The organism is uncultured Cytophaga sp. (assembly GCF_937863595.1).
Lineage (GTDB): Bacteria > Bacteroidota > Bacteroidia > Cytophagales > Cytophagaceae > Cytophaga.
The window spans coordinates 1-19,438 of the sequence record NZ_CALMGQ010000167.1; the positions used below are offsets into that span (position 1 = coordinate 1).

Below are 19,438 nucleotides of genomic sequence, written 5' to 3' on the forward strand. Positions count from 1 at the left end.
AGAAAAAAGGGCACAAAATAAACTTGTGTTGGATAGAATATTTTCAGATAAACAAGATTTTTGGAAAAGGAAAAAGAAAGATTTGTTGCTATTCTCTTTAATCTTTATTTTGCTAATTGTATTTAAAATTTTAATAGTAAGGTATTTTTAATTAACGATCCAATAAATTAACTATTTGCAAAGTAGTCAGTCCAATTTCTAATGGTTCTACAAATTATTTAAAAGAACATCATACTAAACCCTACAATAGTTTTAAAATTATTGTAAGGTTTATATTTTGGAATAAGTATACAATATTTATCAGGTAATGAACAGGCTATGGAACAAAGTATGCCTTTATTTACCTTTAAAGTACTTGTAGCACCAATACATTGTATTTAGCATGATGATTTGATTTTGAATTTTCGGATTTCAATATAGCTCATTTATTTAAATGTGAAATGACTCATATTGAAATGTCATTTTAAATATCTATATTATATATAGAATTTTTTCAAAACCTTAAACAAAAAAATATTATGGGAAATTTACTTTATTTAATTGCAGTAATACTTATTGTTGCATGGTTGGTTGGCTTTCTTGGTTTTCACCAAGGTGGCATCATTCATATTTTACTAATTATAGCTGTTATAGCAGTTTTATTACGAGTAATACGAGGTTAAAACCAATAGGAGATAAGTAAAAAGCTCCCGTCTCGATTTATCGGACGGGAGTTTTTTGTTATTGGGGAATGTATTATATTTTCTATAAAATTTTTATTAATCTTTCTCTAATTAGTAATTCATTATTTTTAAATATTTCAATAATATAAGTGCCAGAAACTAAATCAGCAATGGATAAAATATTGGTATTATTTTTATTAAGAATTTGCGTATTTATTAAAACTCCTTGAATCGAATATATATTTACCTTACAGTTTCCAGTTTGAGTTAAATTAGATTGAATATGTAAATTATCTGAACATGGGTTAGGAAACAACTCAATGTTTTTTGTTTGAATGTAATCAATACCTGTAGATGTTCCAGATATTATTAAATCTTGCAAAATAGAAGTTGCTGCGTTATAATTTTCATTGCCAATTTGCATCGCTGTAATGCTTGTTGTTCCAACTCCTACAATGGTTACAATATTATTGTTTGTTGTAGCAACGGCAGTATTAGAACTTGTGTAACTTATGGGTAGTCCTGAAGATGAGATTGCAGTTAAATTAAAATCAGCATCACCAGTATTTTTAGGAGATAAAATTTCAAAAGAAATTATTTGATCTAATTTAGAAACAGTTAATTCATACGAAACATCGGAAGCAGCATTATAATTTTCATTGCCAATTTGTGATGCAGTAATCGTTGTTGTTCCAGCACCTGTAATTGTAACTATATTATTTGTAACTATTGCAACGTCTAAATTTGAACTAACATAACTGACGTTAAGTTCAGAGGAAGCTGTTGCCGTTAAGTTGAAATTAGTATCATTGATTTTCTTACTATCTATTGGTTCAAAACTTATTGTTTGATTTATTTTATCAATAATGATTCCAGTTACAGTATAAGACTTATTATAAGCACCAGCGGATGAAATGTCTATTGTACCATTGTAATTGCCTGCTATTGCAGTAGCAGATAGACGTATATAAATGGGAGTAGAAGTTACAATACCTGCACTTTGAATCACGCTAAGAGAATTTGCAAACCCAGTAGATTGATCGAATGAAATTTCATATCCGATAGGTGCTGTAACAAGTAGATTTTCTGTAAGATCGTTTCCACTTACATAGAATAATTGAACATCAGAAGCTGAACTCGAAGCTGTTTTGAATGGACTTAGACCTACTGGAGAAATTTTACTTATAGTATTTCTAAATTGATTTGTAACATATAAATTATTTAGTTTATCTAGACACATTGCAGTTGGTCCATACAATATTGCATTTGCTCCTAAATAATCAGGATAAGCAGCTCCTCCGTTTCCAGCAATTGTACTTACTAACCCATCCGTTGAAATTAAACGGATACGATCGTTGCTCACATCGGCAACAAATATATTACCAGAGGCATCCGAAAGTACATCGCGTGGACTTGCAAATTTTGCTAAAGCAGATGGACCGTCAATGTAACCAATTGTAGAACCGGCATACGTGCTAACAACAACTGTAGTAGGAGTTATTGTTCTAACACGTGTATTGGCATCTACAACAAATACGTTTCCAGAAGGGTCAACAGTTAATCCTGATATTCCTAGAAATTTAACAGCACTGTTTGTAGAGGTCCCGTTTCCAAATCCTTGATTTCCTGAGCCAGCCCAAGTGGAAACATTACCTAAAGGAGTAATTTTTCGGATTCTGTTAGCCGCTCCAACGTAAAGGTTTCCGAGTGCATCAATTGTGATTTCAGTAGGGTAGCTTACTGTAGCACTTGATAGTGGACCATTAGCAGAGTCATTGGTACCAGTACCCATAAAAGTGGTTACTTCACCATCAGGTGTAATTTTTCTGATACGATGGTTGTTTTGATCTGCTACATAAATATTACCCGCTGTATCAATTGTCATACCTGAAGGCCAGTCAAATTTGGCTGCAGAGCCAGTCCCATTTGCAAAGCCTGATGTGCTTCCTGCTAAAGTAGTTACTTCTCCTGCAGGAGTAATTTTTCTAATCAAGCCACTATATTGGTCACTTACATAAACATTGTTTGATTTATCACATACGATTCCATAGGGGGTACTGAACGTTGCTGCAGTGCCAGTTCCATCGAGGGTTCCTCTGGTTCCGTTCCCCGCAAGCGTTGTTACCTTTGCCCAATCAAATGAAATTTTAGTTGTTTTATCAATAACAAGTGTACGAATTACATCTGTTGCTGGTAAATAATTGGTATTGCCAGCTTGTTGTGCTGAAAGTGTTGCAATGCCTTGCCCAAGAATTGTTGCAGTAGTTCCAGAAACAGAAACAAGAGAAGTATTGTTGCTGATGAAAGTAACAACTAAGCCAGAGGAAGAAATAGCAGTCAATGTAAATGCTGGATCACCAATGGCATGTTCTGATAATGCAGCAAATGAAATTGTTTGTGGTGCTTTTGCAACGGTAAGAATCTTTGTTACAGTTGCTGCATTATATATACTATTACCTGCCTGAGTAGCAGTGATGGATGCGGTTCCTGCAGCAATAATTGTTACTGTGTTGCCTGAAAGTGTTGCTGCCGTATTAGTTGAAATGCTGTACGTAATAGGTAATCCTGAATTTACGGATGCAGTAAGTGTAAAGGCAGCATTACCAAAAACTTTATCAATATTATCAAAGGTAATAAGCTGATCTAATTTTGAAACAATAATAGTTTTTACAACAGATGTTGCGGGGGTATAAATATTGTTACCTATTTGTTGGGCTGTTATTGTAGCTGTACCAGCACCAATAATGGTGATGGTATTATTATCTGTTACAGTAACTACGTTTGTATTACTGCTAACAAATGTAACAGGTAAACCTGAACTAGATGTTGCTGTAACATTAAAATTTGGGTCATTTAAACGAACAGTTGGTGTAAATGGATCAAATGTTATAGTTTGACTTTCTTTCGTAACTGTAAGTATTTGGATGGCGTCTACAGCTGCTTTATATGAAGCGTCTCCTGCTTGTGATGCAATTATGCTTGTTGTCCCCGGTCCAACAATTGTTACAATATTATTTGTAATGGTTGCAACTTCACTATTTGTGCTTTGGTATGAAACAGCCAGATTGGAACTTGCAATTCCAGATAACGTAAATGTACTTTCCAACATTGTTTTGGTAGGTAACGTGTTAAATGTTATTGATTGAGAAGTAAGAGAAGGATTTTCGTATGTGCATGTTATGGATGCTTTAAATCCTGGATAATTTGAAAATGGGTCTGTCACATACTGAACTTCAATTGCTCCATCTAAAGCTTTAGAAGTGTAAGTTGAAGTTATTGTATTTAAGGGTGAATCTTTTTTGAATGTTCTTACAGGTGTTGTTCCATATGCTGCGTCATAAATATATAAAGCATCAAAATCCCATATATCTAAGTTATTCAAAGTAATGGTTACTTTATTATTAGTTCCTGAAGGATATATTTTCAATTTCCCATTTACTCCATAAGATGCTTTTCCATTTGGGCCACCATCATCATATAATAGGGCATTACAGGTTTGTATGGTTTGGTGTCCAGAAGTATTCATTAGAAAAATAGGATTCGGATCAACAGGTGAATTGGTATATACAAAGGGAACAGACTTTATATTGTTGGTTTCATTAGTTTCTGTTAAAATATTATCTGGGTCAATTTGTAAGAAAATAAAATAATTTCCATTGGGTAGATTTAATGGAAATAAATCCACTAATTGAGTTTGAATCATCTCAATCTTTGAAGTAGATATAGTAGGTATGGTATATTTTTTACTATAAACAGATTGTGAAATATCGGAGGCATTTGTTCCTATAATTACAGCATATTCTAAATTTGATAAATCTGTTGATCCTGAATTTATGATTGTTGCATCAAGAGTTATTATTGGTTGTGAACTAGTATATTCACTTTTAGTATTAGTAATACTAATTGCTGCGGCATCTGTTCCTGGCTTTGTATAATAAAACGGCGAAGAACTAATATTATCCGTTTCGTCACTTTCTACGATAACATTTGTTACGTCTAATATTGTAATATAATATAACCTGCCGGTAGGCATTGTCAGGTTGGAAGGGAATGTAACATTATAAACAACGCCTCCATTCTCAATAGTTGTTGGGGGTAAATTAACTATTGTTTTAGTTGCGAGTAAGATATCTACCCCGGGTTGATAAATTTGATCTTCTGAAATATACGTAGAGATTGCAAAGGTGATGTTTGAAGTTGTACCATTGAAATTAGTTCTATAATAATCATAGTACATATCAAAGGTCATTCCAGGAGTTACTTGATTAGGACCGGTAAATGATCCAGTATGTAGGTTATGAATATTAACAGAAAAAGATTGGAAATTGAAAAAGAGTATTAATGAAATAAATACTAGAATGCGTTTTAATAAGCTGTGCATTTGAAGAGGTTTTAAATTTAGAAATAAATATAAAAAATTGAATTTAAATATAAAAATAAGAAAATTTAAGGGATTTTTAATTTTAAAGTATTATATATCAAAACATACTTAATGCATCCCAAAACCAAGAATACTTAATTAAACGTATATGTATAAAAAAAACTCCCGTCTCGATTTATCGGGATGGGAGCTTTTTGTTTTATACAACAGCTGTAATTTCTTTGCGAATGTGCTGAGCAGCTGCAACCATATTTATCAAGGCTGCTTCTGTTTCTGGCCATCTGCGTGTTTTCAATCCACAGTCGGGGTTTACCCAAATATTTCGAACAGGCAGTACGTTCATGGCTTTGTTTAACAAGTCAATCATCTCATCTGTTGAAGGTATGCGCGGACTGTGAATGTCGTACACACCTGGTCCGATTTCATTCGGATAATTAAAGTCCACAAAGGCCTCGAGTAATTCCATTTGTGAACGAGAGGTTTCGATGGTGATTACATCTGCATCCATGTCTGCAATATTTTTAATGATATCATTAAATTCAGAATAGCACATGTGTGTGTGAATTTGCGTTTCATCTTTTACACCAGATGCAGATACACGGAAACATTCAACAGCCCAATTCAAATACGCTTCCCAGTTTTCTCTACGTAAGGGTAGACCTTCACGAATAGCAGGCTCGTCAATCTGAATAATTTTAATACCAGCGGTTTCTAAATCTACTACTTCATCGCGAATAGCTAAAGCCAATTGCATACAGGTATCTTTACGTGGTTGATCATCACGCACAAAAGACCACTGCAATATTGTTACAGGTCCTGTAAGCATTCCCTTCATGTATTTTTTTGTAAGCGATTGCGCAAGTGCTGTCCATGTAACGGTCATTGGATGTGCGCGCTCGATGTCACCATAGATGATGGGTGGTTTTACACAACGAGAACCATAACTCTGTACCCAACCATTTTCTGAAAATACATACCCTTCAAGCTGCTCTCCAAAATATTCAACCATGTCATTGCGTTCAAACTCTCCATGAACCAATACGTCGATGCCAATTTTTTCTTGCCATTCAATCGCCTTCGTCATTTCTGTTTTTACAAAGTCTTCGTATTGCGTTATGCTGATATCACCCTTTTTATATTTCGCACGATTTGCACGTACTTCATCTGTTTGTGGGAAAGAGCCAATCGTTGTCGTTGGCATCAAAGGGAGTTTTAATGCTTTTTCTTGAATCTGTTGGCGAGTAGCGAACGTATTTAAACGTTTTGAATCTTTTGGCTGAACTGCTTTAACACGTTCTTTTACATGTTGCTTGTGAATTAATTTAGACGTAATTCTATTTTCAATTGCTGCAGTATTTACGCGTAGCAATTCCAACTCTTCCGATTGTAAAGCTGCAGTATTTAATTTTTTTAATGCGCCCACTTCATGTAATTTTTGTTTGGCGAACGCCATCCAATTTTTAATTTCAGGAGTAAGTACTTGTGTATTGCTCTCGTTTTCTAAATCACACGGCACGTGCAATAAGGAGCAAGACGGTGCTATCAAAATCCGGTCCTTACCAATTGCAGAAATTGCTTTGGTAATAAATGTATTTGATTTTGCATAATCGTTTCTCCAAACGTTCCGACCATCTACTAGTCCTAATGATAGTAGTGTTTTAGATGCAATAAATGCAGGCGTAAGAATGTCAGTTAACTGAGATGGGCAACGTACTAGATCTAGATGCAATGCATGTACAGGAAGTTTAGAAGCCAAATCAATATTCGTACCTGTGCATTCAAAATAAGTTGCAACAATAAATTTTAACGAAGGGAACAAATTACTTAATGCTGTATATGTTGTTTCGTAGGCCTTACGTTCTTGAGCGCTAAGATCCATCACCAAAAAAGGTTCATCTAATTGAATCCATTCAGCGCCGCTTGATTCGAGTGATTTAACGAGTTCAAAATAAACAGGTAATAATTGATCCAACAATTCAATACGATTGAAGCCTGATTCTTTTTCTTTGCCTGCTAATAAATAACTTACAGGTCCTAACAATACTGGTTTCGCGGCTTTTCCTAAAAGTGCTTTTGCTTCAGTATACTCACGTACCGCTTTATCAGAAATGGCAGAAAACTTTTGATTTTTCTTGAATTCGGGAACGATGTAATGATAATTGGTATCAAACCATTTTGTCATTTCCATTGCAGTGATATCGTATCCATCTTTTTGGTAACCACGTGCCATTGCAAAATAGATATCTAATTCGGTAAGATCTTTCTTTTGTAATAAAGGAGAAAAACGATCGGGTATGAGCCCGAACATAAAAGACATGTCCAATACTTGATCGTAAAATGAAAAATCGTTACAAGGAATCAAATCCAAACCTGCTTCTTTTTGTGTAAGCCAATTATTGGTGCGAATAGCCTTTGCAGTATCTTGTAACTTCTGTTGTGTGATGGTACCCGCCCAATACTGCTCGGATGCTTTTTTAAGTTCTCGGTTGTTCCCAATACGTGGGTAGCCTAAATTGTGTGCAATCATAAGGTGTGCTGTTGTTAGATTATATTTCTTTGCAAATGTATATTAGTAGAATTATATTCCATAATATTTAAAAATATTAAGTAATAATTACTAAATTGGCTCATATTTAAGAAAATTCAGCTAAAAATACTGCTATTAAATCCTTCTTTTAGAAAAAATCCCTATGCAAGCCTTAGACGAAATCGATTTAGCCATTTTGCGTTCTTTACAAGAGAATGCACATATCACCACAAAAGAATTGGCGCATCAATTACATTTAACAACTACGCCAATATATGAGCGTGTAAAGCGCTTGGAGCGCGAAGGCTATATTAAAAAATACATTGCCATACTTGATAATCAAAAATTAAAAAGAGGCTTAACCGTCTTTTGTAACGTATCGTTAAAACAACATACAACAGATATCGGTAAAAAATTCGTGGAAGAAATTTGTGCGATTCCAGAAATAGTAGAGTGTTACAATATTTCGGGTGAGTATGATTTTATGTTAAAAATATTGGTGGAAGACATGCCGCATTATCAAAGCTTTGTAATGAATGGCTTGGGCTCCATAAAAAATATCGGTAGTGCACACAGTATTTTTGTGATCGGGGAGATTAAGCATTCTACGGCCATCCCGATATAATTTAGATTACGTTTTATGAGTATGTAAACCTACGCTGTAGCTAGTTTTAGTGTAACTGGTGTCTTTTATTTTGCAGTCTTTGACTCTGTGTTATTTTATTAAACAAGCAACCAAAGACTGCAAAATGATAGACACCAATAATAGAATTCCGGTATAGGAATTTTATTATTGGATTAGGAACGTTATTCAATAACGATCTTCTGAATTAAAATTGTATTTTGAGTAGTCACTTTTACAAGGTATACTCCTGGTTGTATATTTGATGTAGGCAATTCAGTTACATCAGAAACACTTAGTAATGAATGGCCTTCCATAGAAGTTATTTCTATACGCATGACAACTTCATTGTCGGCTCGCACAAACAACCGATCGCTTGAGGGGTTGGGATAAACAATGATAGAATTATCAATTGCTTTTTTTATTGGCGTACTTATTAAGGGATTTGGGCCTTCCACTTTTATGCGTGAACAACCATTCGCGGAAATACATTTTTTTCTATTTGTAAATTGCATATTAAAAAATGCTCCATACTGTCCAAACTGAGCATGTGAATTTTGTGAAGCAATTGCTTTAGCAAGAGGTATCGTAGAATCATCAAGCTGAGGTATCTCCCATAAATCAGTGCCTGAAATCATATTGAGATTGCAATCTAAATGTACAAATAGTGAGTTATTGTCATAAGGTAAATCAATCCAATACTTGCCAGCAGTTAAAAATAAATAGTTTACTGGTATTTTAATAAATTGTTTGGTATTGGGAATATTATCTTTGGAAACCGCAGGTATGGTTGCGAGTAAAGGGCCTGGTCCGTTTGAATTTGTGGTACAACCTGGACACCAAGAGCCAGTAGGGTCATTCTCTTTAATTAATAACTGATAACTTTGTGTATTACTCAATACGTATGAAATAGAGGGCTGAATAATTTGAAGCGTGTCTAAAGAAACGCTATCGGATAAGGTTTCAATCAGTAAAGAAAATCCTTTCGTTGTATTTTCAACAGTGCAAATAGTGGATAGATCAGATAATTTCTGAAGCGGGCGCATGATGCCTCTTCTGCCTGCAAGATCTACTGCATACATACACACATTACCAGAAGCGCACTCAGCAGTTGGACCTACAATGTATTCGCCTGAATTTGCACTATAAAAACTGGTATCATAAGAATTCAATTTAACAGCACTACTTTCTGAACTGTACCACTCGTAATGGCCTTCAGGTATAATCTTAAATATGGGATTGTTTGCAGGACCTTTAATAACTTCTGTTGTGTAACTTGTCTGTGAAAAAGAATTTAAAAGAGATAAAAAGAAAAGTGAAATAAATAGAGTAGCTGTTTTGAGTTTCATTTGAAAAACGGTTTAAAAGTAAAAAGAATAGTTTTGGCAATTATATCTGTTCTATACAATAAAAAGTTAATAGGTAACCTGTAACCAGAAAAATAGTCGGTGCGTCATATTTGCAGGTGATAATTTAGTTCAAAAGTCAATGTTCGGATTTACAGATTTCTGCAACGTTTCGTTAAAATGGTATACTACCTAAATAAAATCGTTCAAAAAATTTGTACAATCTTAGAGGCAGTAGCATGTTACAATATTTCGAGCTCTATAAAAATATTGGTAGTGCACACAGTATTTTTGTAATTAATGAGATTAAATATTCACCGGCGATCCCGATTTGATGGAAGTTTGATATATTGTGTTTAGAGTGTATTAAAGAAAGTGTAATGGAATGGAAATCATTCTCAATTGAATCTAGAATATTGTCGGTTGTTTATATATTCTTATTACTAAGCCCTCTTTGGTTCTTCCTTTTTATTATATTGTAAAATATAAAGAGATGCATTTAAAATGAAAATCATCAACAAATCCATACCAAGCATTCGTCTCTCCGAATTTATTTCAGAAATAGAAGATTGCTTGAACGAAACATTTTACGGCGATACCTTTTGGGTTACAACCGAAATAAGCGATGTAAATAAGAAGCCCGATAAGCGTTGGTGTTATTTAAAACTTATTGAAAAAGAAGGAAAGAATGTTACCGCAGAAATTGGTGCAGTCTTCTGGACGGCAGGCTATGCCTTCATTGAAAAGTTTGAAAAAGAAACCAAACAACTTTTTAAAGATGGCTTAGAAATTACCTGCAGAGTAAAAGTAACGTTTCATAAACGTTGGGGTTTAAAATTAGAAGTTGTAGAAATTGATTATGCCTACACGCTTGGAAAATTAGAAGCAGAGCGACAAGAAACCTTGGATCGCTTGGTAAAAGAAAATCCGGATCATGTAAAGCTTGTTGGCGAACAATATTATACCTATAACAAATCACTTCCGATACCAACGGTGGTGCAGCGCATTGCATTAATCACCGCTCCAGAATCAGACGGACAGCGCGATTTCAAGCAAGAGCTCATAAACAATCCCTTTGGATATGCCTTTCGCGTAGAAGAGTTTGTAACGCAAATACAAGGTGATAAAGCGCACGAATTTATTTTAGGAAAACTACTATTAATTGAAGCCCAAAAAGACAAATACGATGTGGTTGCCATTGTTCGGGGAGGTGGTTCTCAGCTTGATCTTAAAGCTTTTGATGCCTACGAATTAGCTCGCACTGTAGCTTCCTTTCCAATTCCAATACTAACAGGAATTGGTCACGATCGCAATACCAGTATTGTAGATTTAATGGCGCGACAAGAAAAAACACCCACAAAAGTGGCTAACGTTTTGATTCAACGAAACTATCAATACGAACAGCGCATTGTTGAATTGAAAGATCGCATGCTGTATTCGGTAGACACCTTATTCACGAATGCGAAAAATAATTTAAAAGAAATCAAACGCTTTGTGAAAGCATCCAATCCGCTTACGATCTTAAAAAAAGGTTTTGCAATCGTAAAAATGGAAGGTGTGATTATTACCAATCCGGCCGATATTGCTATTGGTTCAAGCATTGACATTCAATTTGATAAAGAGACAATAGTTACAACCGTTACTAAAAAGAAAAAAAATGGAAAATAAATTATCCTATACCGAAGCACTAACAAAATTGGAAGAAATTGTAGAACAGATCGAAGACGATTCCATCATGCTCGATACTCTTACCGAAAAAGTTGCACAAGCCAATGAACTGATCAAAGTATGCGAAGCTTCACTGCGAACGATTGAAGGAGATGTGCGCGATGTATTAAAATAATAGTTTAAACTACCGTTAAAAAGACGTTTTTTATGAAATAAATTTAAACGCATACCGTCATGCAAGAAGGTTATATTGAAAATATAAAAAAGGAATTTAGTAACTATAAGGTTATAGGTGAAAAAGCAATTGCGCTGATCCCTGATGATAAACTTTTTTGGCAATTTAATTCTGAAAGCAATAGTGTGGGTATAATTGTAACACATTTGTCGGGTAATATGCAATCGCGTTGGACTGATTTTTTAACATCAGATGGAGAAAAGGATTGGCGGAATAGAGATACTGAATTTGAAAATAAGGTGTGCGACAGAATCGCTTTAATGCACATGTGGAAAACCGGTTGGGATTGTTTATTTGTAGCATTGAATGGACTTAATATAGAAGACTTGAATAAATTTATTTCTATACGAAATCAAAGCCATACCGTATACGAAGCAATTAATAGGCAACTTGCCCATTATCCCTATCATATAGGTCAAATTGTGCAACTTGGTAAAATGACAAGTGAAAATTGGCTCAGCCTATCCATTCCAAAGGGAGAATCAGTACAGTATAATTCTAATATATTTTCAAAAGCTAAGCCATAACAGTTTTTGTAATTAATAAATTAGGTGCTGCTAGTTGTATGTCATTTTGATCATGGGCACATTATTTACATCGCACTGCCTTTCATTTAAATCGTTTGCAATCATTCTTTGTGTATTTTTAAATTCTTATCTGTGAAGTATTAATTTTTTTTATAATTGCATTTAAAGAAGAAGTATTTTTAGTTTAAATAGTATTAATATGCTATTAGATCATTTATTTTTATCCATTTTTTCAATTATAGTATTGTTTTTTGACAAAATGAGTTTAATTTTGATGCATAATTAAAGAATAACCACTTTAATCTATCAATAAACCGAATAATCGACTCGTATTTTCATGTTAAAGAGATTTGCGCCACTTATTGTACTTCTAGCAGTTTGCGCGCTAGCATTTGTTTTCCCAGGGTATCCAAAATCCATCGCAACAGAAGGACTTGATTCTGGAGATATTGCTTGGATGCTGACAGCATCTGCCATGGTTTTAATAATGACACCTGGACTAGCATTTTTTTATGGTGGTATGGTAAACCCCAAAAATATTATTTCTACCATGTTGCAAAGTTTTGTAGCCATGGGCGTTATCAGTATTTTATGGGTAGTAGTAGGGTTTAGTCTTGCTTTTGGAGATTCCTTTCATGGTTTTGTTGGCAATCCCTTAACCTTCTTTATGTTTAAGGGTGTGTTGGAACATACACCTTGGGCAAGTGCCGCTACCATTCCTTTTATATTATTTGCATTCTTTCAATTAAAATTTGCTGTGATTGCACCTGCACTTTTTACAGGTTCTTTTTCGGAACGCATCCGATTTACGTCCTATGTATTATTTATGATTTTGTTTTGCTTATTTATCTATGCACCAATTGCTCATTGGACATGGCATCCAGACGGTTTTCTATTTAAGTGGGGGGTATTGGATTTTGCTGGTGGTACGGTAGTCCACATCTCTGCAGGTTGTGCAGCTTTGGCCGGTGCGATATATTTAGGAAAACGGAAAGATAAAAACCATCCGACATCCATCAATATTCCTTACATACTTTTAGGTACAGGCTTGTTGTGGTTTGGTTGGTTTGGATTTAATGCAGGATCTGCAGTATCTGCTGGGCCCTTAGCTGCTTCTGCTTTTGCTGCGACCAATATTGCCGCCGCCGCCGCTGGTATTGCATGGTTGTTTGTTGAAGTAGCACGAGGTAGAAAGCCATCCGCTATGGGATTTTGTATTGGTGCTGTGGTTGGTTTGGTTGCAATAACTCCAGCAGCAGGTTTTGTAACGATTTCTCAAGCCTTATTTATAGGAACTATAGCTAGTATTATTTCTGCATTTGCAGTTAAGTTACTTTCTAAAACGAATAAAATTGATGACACATTAGATGTGTTTCCATGTCATGGAGTAGGGGGTATGACGGGTATGGTTATGACTGGCTTATTTGCAACAACTGCTGTAAATACTAGCGTGTTAGAACAAGGTTTTTTTGTAGATGGCACAACAGATTTACTTTTCAAACATCTTGCAGCTATGGGTATCGTAGTAGTATATTCCTTAGTAGGCTCTTACATTCTATTGATGATTACGGATAAAATATCGCCTTTGCGCGTTACGGAAGAAGAAGAAGCGATGGGTTTGGATATTACGCAGCATAATGAAAAATTTGTAATAGTGGATTTAATTAAATAATTAAGGAAGCTGTAATATTTGGTCTCAAAATCATAGTAATAGTATTTCTGAATTTTAAAAAGGAAGCATGAAGCTTCCTTTTTTCTTTGTACTTCGCGATAGATAGTATCTATAAAGCTTCATATAAAATAGTGATGTTCGGAAGGACATCTCTTTTAATGAAAATTCTGTTGCTTCTTGTGTTCCGAGCCTTGCATTGTGTATCTTTACTGAATGAGAATTGGTATCATCGGTTCGGGGAATGTTGCCTATCATTTGATTCGCGTGTGTGTTCAATCTGGCGCAAGCATTTTTGTTCATGCCAGAAATCAACTGAAATTAGCGGATTTAAAAAGTGAATTTCCAACAATTACGTGTTTGGAAAGTGCTGATTTTACTGCGCTTGACATAGATCTTGTTTTGATTTCAGTCAAAGACGATGCGCTAAATACCGTATTTAATTCTTTTACGTATCACCCAAATACACTTGTAGCCCATACTTCAGGCAATCAAGTTATTCAACCAAATGGACGACATTCAAACGTTGGTGTTTTTTATCCTCTTCAAACATTTAGTAAATCCAATCCCATTGATTGGAATACGACACCCATTTTAATTGAAGCAGGTTCAGAAGTTGGAATTGATTTATTGGAGAAAGCTGCAACCTTAATACACGCACCTTTTTTTGAAACGAATAAAGATCAACGTAAAGCTATACATGTAGCAGCTGTGTTAGCGAGTAATTTTGTAAACCATTTAATTGGCAAAGCAGATTCTTTTTTGAAAAGTCAAGATGTAGATTATCATATCTTGCAACCACTGGTTAAAGAGACCATTCGTAAGGCATTTGCAAACCCTCCATTTGACGTGCAGACTGGTCCTGCGATACGACATGATCGGTTAACACTAGCGCAACACTTAAAACAATTGGATGCGGATCCCTTGCTTCAAAAAATATATACCGATATTACGGAAAGCATACAGAAAACAAGTAATTTAGACACGAATAAATAATAAAAGCGAATGGCTGAATTTTCAGATATTAATACATTCATATTTGATGTGGATGGTGTACTTACAGATGGTTCTATAATTGCTTATGAAACGGGCGAGCAACCTCGAACATTCAATATTAAGGATGGCTATGGTATAGAACGGGCGTTACTTGCGGGTTACCACATAGTGATTATTAGTGGCGGAAAGCAAGAAAGTGTACGCAAAAGGTTGAATTTTTTAGGAATTAAGGATGTGTTTTTGGGTGTAAAGGATAAGGTTAGTGTATTTGCAGAATATACCGCTACACGCAGTTTAGATCCGAAAACAATTTTGTATATGGGTGATGACATACCCGATTATAAAATGTTGCAATTGGTAGGCCTGCCAACGTGTCCGGCAGATGCATCAATCGATATAAAACCTATTTGCAAATATGTTTCTTCATTCAACGGCGGACAAGGCGCGGTGCGTGATGTCATTGAAAAAGTAATGCGTGCACAAGGCAAATGGGATCATAAAAACTGGTAACATTTAATAGAGTTTCCTTACAATCTCTAAACTAAAAATACAGCACATGTCAAATTCTAAAATACACATTAAGACATCCGTATTAGCTTTTTTAAAGCTAATACGAAGTGTTAATTTAATTATTTTAGCATTTACACAATACATGGGTCGGTATTTTATTATTGGTAAAGGAGAGGATTCTATTGCCACAATTATAGGTGATGGAAGATTCTTTATACTTGTATTATGTACCGTGTTTGTTGCTGCAGCGGGTTATATCATCAATGATTATTACGATATTAAAATTGATTTAATCAATAAACCCAAGCGGGTAGTATTGGGGAAAATTTTACACAGACGCATTGCATTGATTTCGCACACCATTCTGAATGTGTTGGCATGCGTGCTTGCAGTTTTTTTAGGCAAAGAAATTTTTATCATTATTTTAAGTACAACAATATTGATGTGGTTTTATGCAAACCAATTAAAACGCATTGCATTGTTGGGTAATATATTAATTGCTGCCCTTACTGGCATCGCGGTATATTTACCCGCCTTGCTGTATACTCCTTACCAACAGATTTTATTGTTATATGCCAGTTTTGCTTTCTTTATTTCTCTTATTCGTGAAATTATTAAAGACATGGAAGATGTAAAAGGCGATGAAGAATTTGGTTGCAAAACCTTACCCATTGTTTGGGGAATACGAAAAACGAAAAACTTCATTTACCTTATAGGGCTGCTGTGTATATGTAGTATTTGTATCATACTGTATTTTGCAGATTCTACCATTCAGTTGTATTTCTTACTACTTCCTGCACCATTATTTGTATGGTTGGGCATTCGCTTGTTTTATGCCGATACAAGTGCTCAGTTTTTATCATTGAGCAATTTTTGTAAATGGATTATGTTGGTAGGCGTAATTAGCATGGTTTTTCTTTAAAAAATACAATTATAGCATAGAAAATATCTTTAAAAAATACCTTTTTTATTTCCACATATACCCGCTAAAAGGGTAAAATTCATTATCTTTGCCTCTTAAATACGTTTCATGCAGGCCGTATCACCTATTAGAATAGCTATATTTGCATCCGGTTCCGGAACAAATGCACAAAGAATTATGGATTATTTTAGCAAAAGCAACACCATTGAAGTTGCGCTCTTGCTATCAAACAATCCAGATGCATACGCACTTACACGTGCAAAAAACTCGAATATCCCTACACGTATTTTTTCAAAAGCAGAATTTAAAGATTCTACTATTATTGTAGATGAGTTAAAAGCGGCCAAAATTGATTGGATAATTTTAGCAGGGTTTTTATGGCTTATTCCCAATTCACTTGTTCAAGCATTTCCAAGTTCTATACTCAACATTCATCCAGCTTTGTTACCTAACTTTGGGGGTAAAGGCATGTATGGGATGAATGTGCACAGAGCCGTTATTGAAACAGGTGCTAAAGAAACTGGTATTACTATTCACTTAGTAAATGAAGAATATGATAAAGGCGAAATTGTATTTCAAGCACGTTTTGAAGTTGTCTCAGACGACACTCCAGAAACTGTAGCAGAAAAGATACATGCCTTGGAACAGGAGCATTTCCCTAGAGTTATTGAAGAACAAATAAATAAATCGGTATAAAAATTTCTATACACATCATGACAAGAAAGAAAATTACATCTGCATTAATATCCGTTTTCTACAAAGATAATTTAGATTCATTGGTTAAGAAATTGCATGCAAATGGTGTTAAAATATATTCTACTGGCGGCACGCAAAGCTTTATTGAAGCCTTAGGCGTACCAGTTATAGCTGTTGAAGATTTGACTGGATACCCATCTATTTTAGGTGGTAGAGTAAAAACATTGCACCCAAATGTGTTTGGTGGAATTTTAAATCGTCGTGAAAACGCCAGCGATCAAGCTGAAATTGCACAATACAAAATTCCTGAAATTGACTTAGTTATTGTGGATTTATATCCATTTGAAGAAACGGTTGCTTCTGGCGCTGAAAAGCAAGCCATTATTGAAAAGATTGATATTGGTGGTGTATCGTTAATTCGTGCGGCTGCTAAGAATCACAAAGATGTTGTAATTGTAGCATCTAAAGATCAATATGGCGTATTGGAAAATATGTTGGAGGAGAAGGCGGGCGCTACCGATATTGAAGATCGTTTCAAATTTGCGGGCGAAGCGTTCGACATTACTTCTCATTACGATACTGCTATCCATCGTTGGTTTGCAGGGGATGACATAACAGGTTTCAAACACAGCATTCGCACTTCTCAAACCTTACGTTATGGAGAAAACCCGCATCAAGCAGGTACGTTCCATGGTGATTTGAATAGTATGTTTGATAAATTAAATGGCAAAGAATTATCGTACAACAATTTATTGGATGTAGATGCAGCCGTTGCATTGATTGATGAATTTACAGATACTACCTACGCGATTTTAAAACATAATAATGCATGTGGTATTGCAACAGCCGCAACGGGTAAAGAAGCATACTTGCAAGCATTTGCATCGGATCCGATATCTGCATTTGGTGGAGTGATCATTACCAATACGAAGGTAGATAAAGGTACTGCTGAAGAACTGAATAAATTATTTTTCGAGGTTTTGATTGCTACAGAATACGATCAGGATGCCTTGGAAGTATTAAAAAGTAAGAAAAATAGAATCTTGTTGTTGCGTAAACCTGTTACGTTTGCTAAAAAACAATTTAAGACCTTATTGAATGGTGTAATCGAACAGGATGCAGATTCTAAAACGGAAACAGTAGAAGATTTTAAAACGGTTACAACACGTATCCCGACAGAAGCAGAGAAAAAGGCCATGTTATTTGCCAACAAGCTTGTGAAACATACAAAGTCAAATGCAATTATTTTTGCAACTGAAAACCGTATGATTTCAAGCGGCGTAGGCCAAACATCACGTGTAGATGCTTTGAACCAAGCGGTTGAGAAGGCGAAAGCTTTTGGGTTTAGTCTTGAAGGAGCTGTCATGGCATCGGATGCATTCTTCCCTTTTCCAGATTGTGTAGAATTAGCGAACCTTGCGGGTATAACTGCCGTTATACAACCTGGCGGATCAATTAAGGATCAGGAATCCATTGACTATTGCAATAACCACAATATGGCAATGGTTTGTACAGGCTTCCGCCACTTTAAACATTAATTACAAAAAGGAGATATCTGAGATAATTAATTGAATATATCGAAGATATAATATAAAATTTGTAATTTAACATACTGAACTTATAGAAATTAAATAGATATATACATGGGAATGTTTGATTTTTTCACGAGCGATATTGCGATAGATTTGGGTACTGCAAACACCTTAATTATTTACAAAGACAAAATAGTTGTTGATGAACCTTCAATTATTGCCTTAGACAAAATTACAGGCAAAGTAAAAGCAATCGGTCGTGAAGCCATGCAAATGCATGAAAAAACACACGAAAATATTAAAACAATTCGTCCACTTAAGGATGGTGTAATTGCTGATTTCCACGCTGCCGAAGAGATGATACGCGGCTTGATTAAATTAATCGATAAAGGGAAAAGTTTTTTAGCACCTACTTCATACCGTATGGCAATTTGTATTCCATCTGGTATTACGGAAGTTGAAAAGAGAGCTGTGCGTGACTCTGCAGAACACGCAGGCGCGAAAGAAGTATATATGATTTATGAGCCAATCGCAGCAGCAATTGGTTTAGGTATTGATATCGAACAACCGATTGGTTCTATGATTGTAGATATCGGAGGTGGTACTACAGAGATTGCTGTCATTGCATTGTCTGGTATTGTTTGTGAACAATCCATTCGTATTGCGGGTGATGTATTCAGTAAAGATATTTTAGATTACATGCGTCGCCAACACAACTTATTGATTGGTGAGCGTTCTGCGGAACGTTTGAAAATCGAAGTTGGATCTGCCTTAACAGAATTAGATAATCCTCCTGAAGATTTTGAAATTCGTGGTAGAGATTTGATGACAGGTATTCCGAAAGTAATTAAGGTTTCATATTCTGAAATTGCATTTGCATTAGACAAGTCTGTTTCAAAAATTGAAGAAGCTGTTTTAAAAGCATTGGAAATTGCGCCACCCGAATTGTCTGCTGATATTTATGATAATGGTATTCATTTAACAGGTGGTGGTGCATTGTTGAGAGGTTTAGATAAGCGTCTTGCAATGAAAACAAAATTACCTATACACGTTGCTGAAGATCCATTGCGCGCAGTAGTTAAAGGTACTGGCATTGCAGTAAAAGATGTCAAAAAATACCGTGCGGTATTGATGGTTTGATAGTA

At 35.1% G+C, this 19,438-nt stretch carries 15 protein-coding genes; 12 read left to right on the plus strand and 3 right to left on the minus strand.

The window, feature by feature from the left end; all coding sequences use genetic code 11:
• Positions 1 to 518 precede the first annotated feature (518 nt).
• Positions 519 to 662, plus strand: a complete 144-nt coding sequence (locus Q0543_RS14720) for a lmo0937 family membrane protein (protein WP_299254744.1) — start codon at positions 519 to 521, stop codon at positions 660 to 662.
• Positions 663 to 744: 82 nt separating this feature from the next.
• Here the strand turns inward: Q0543_RS14720 and Q0543_RS14725 are convergent, their stop codons facing one another.
• Both Q0543_RS14725 and metE read right to left on the minus strand, forming a co-directional pair.
• Complete coding sequence (locus tag Q0543_RS14725; RefSeq protein WP_299254747.1) at positions 745 to 5,043, minus strand: T9SS type A sorting domain-containing protein; 4,299 nt, start codon at positions 5,041 to 5,043, stop codon at positions 745 to 747.
• Between the two features lie 199 nt (positions 5,044 to 5,242).
• A complete protein-coding gene (gene metE / locus Q0543_RS14730; protein ID WP_299254750.1) occupies positions 5,243 to 7,570 on the minus strand; it encodes a 5-methyltetrahydropteroyltriglutamate--homocysteine S-methyltransferase in 2,328 nt (775 codons plus the stop codon).
• A gap of 163 nt (positions 7,571 to 7,733) precedes the next feature.
• Here metE and Q0543_RS14735 point away from each other — a divergent pair, with 163 nt between their 5' ends.
• The gene (locus tag Q0543_RS14735; RefSeq protein ID WP_299254753.1) at positions 7,734 to 8,195 is read left to right on the plus strand and encodes an Lrp/AsnC family transcriptional regulator; all 462 of its coding nucleotides are present in this window, start codon (positions 7,734 to 7,736) and stop codon (positions 8,193 to 8,195) included.
• A gap of 182 nt (positions 8,196 to 8,377) precedes the next feature.
• On the opposite strand, the gene Q0543_RS14740 is transcribed toward Q0543_RS14735, so the two are convergent.
• Positions 8,378 to 9,541, minus strand: coding sequence for a T9SS type A sorting domain-containing protein (locus Q0543_RS14740; RefSeq protein ID WP_299254755.1), 1,164 nt, complete (start codon positions 9,539 to 9,541; stop codon positions 8,378 to 8,380).
• A gap of 501 nt (positions 9,542 to 10,042) precedes the next feature.
• Between Q0543_RS14740 and xseA the strand changes: the two genes are divergently transcribed.
• The 10 genes from xseA (at position 10,043) to Q0543_RS14790 (ending at position 19,433) form a co-directional block, all read left to right on the plus strand.
• Complete coding sequence (gene xseA / locus Q0543_RS14745; RefSeq protein ID WP_299254756.1) at positions 10,043 to 11,206, plus strand: exodeoxyribonuclease VII large subunit; 1,164 nt, start codon at positions 10,043 to 10,045, stop codon at positions 11,204 to 11,206.
• Entirely contained in the window at positions 11,196 to 11,381 is a 186-nt protein-coding gene (gene xseB / locus Q0543_RS14750) for an exodeoxyribonuclease VII small subunit (protein WP_299254757.1), read from the plus strand. The genes xseA and xseB overlap by 11 nt, the downstream gene beginning before the upstream one ends.
• Before the next feature lie 59 nt (positions 11,382 to 11,440).
• Positions 11,441 to 11,968 carry a DUF1572 family protein gene (locus Q0543_RS14755; RefSeq protein ID WP_299254759.1) on the plus strand — a complete coding sequence of 176 codons (528 nt, stop codon included), beginning with the start codon at positions 11,441 to 11,443 and terminating at the stop codon, positions 11,966 to 11,968.
• Positions 11,969 to 12,305: 337 nt separating this feature from the next.
• Positions 12,306 to 13,640, plus strand: a complete 1,335-nt coding sequence (locus Q0543_RS14760) for an ammonium transporter (RefSeq protein WP_299254760.1) — start codon at positions 12,306 to 12,308, stop codon at positions 13,638 to 13,640.
• Between the two features lie 213 nt (positions 13,641 to 13,853).
• Positions 13,854 to 14,633 carry a Rossmann-like and DUF2520 domain-containing protein gene (locus Q0543_RS14765; protein ID WP_299254763.1) on the plus strand — a complete coding sequence of 260 codons (780 nt, stop codon included), beginning with the start codon at positions 13,854 to 13,856 and terminating at the stop codon, positions 14,631 to 14,633.
• Positions 14,634 to 14,642: 9 nt separating this feature from the next.
• Positions 14,643 to 15,143 (plus strand): HAD family hydrolase, encoded by a 501-nt coding sequence (locus Q0543_RS14770; protein ID WP_299254766.1) that lies wholly within the window; start codon positions 14,643 to 14,645, stop codon positions 15,141 to 15,143.
• Between the two features lie 46 nt (positions 15,144 to 15,189).
• Positions 15,190 to 16,065, plus strand: a complete 876-nt coding sequence (locus tag Q0543_RS14775) for a geranylgeranylglycerol-phosphate geranylgeranyltransferase (protein WP_299254769.1) — start codon at positions 15,190 to 15,192, stop codon at positions 16,063 to 16,065.
• Between the two features lie 108 nt (positions 16,066 to 16,173).
• Positions 16,174 to 16,761 (plus strand): phosphoribosylglycinamide formyltransferase, encoded by a 588-nt coding sequence (gene purN, locus Q0543_RS14780; protein ID WP_299254772.1) that lies wholly within the window; start codon positions 16,174 to 16,176, stop codon positions 16,759 to 16,761.
• A 17-nt stretch (positions 16,762 to 16,778) separates the two neighbouring features.
• The gene (purH, locus tag Q0543_RS14785; protein WP_299254775.1) at positions 16,779 to 18,299 is read left to right on the plus strand and encodes a bifunctional phosphoribosylaminoimidazolecarboxamide formyltransferase/IMP cyclohydrolase; all 1,521 of its coding nucleotides are present in this window, start codon (positions 16,779 to 16,781) and stop codon (positions 18,297 to 18,299) included.
• A 105-nt stretch (positions 18,300 to 18,404) separates the two neighbouring features.
• A complete protein-coding gene (locus tag Q0543_RS14790) occupies positions 18,405 to 19,433 on the plus strand; it encodes a rod shape-determining protein (RefSeq protein ID WP_299254778.1) in 1,029 nt (342 codons plus the stop codon).
• The last annotated feature ends 5 nt before the right edge of the window (positions 19,434 to 19,438 follow it).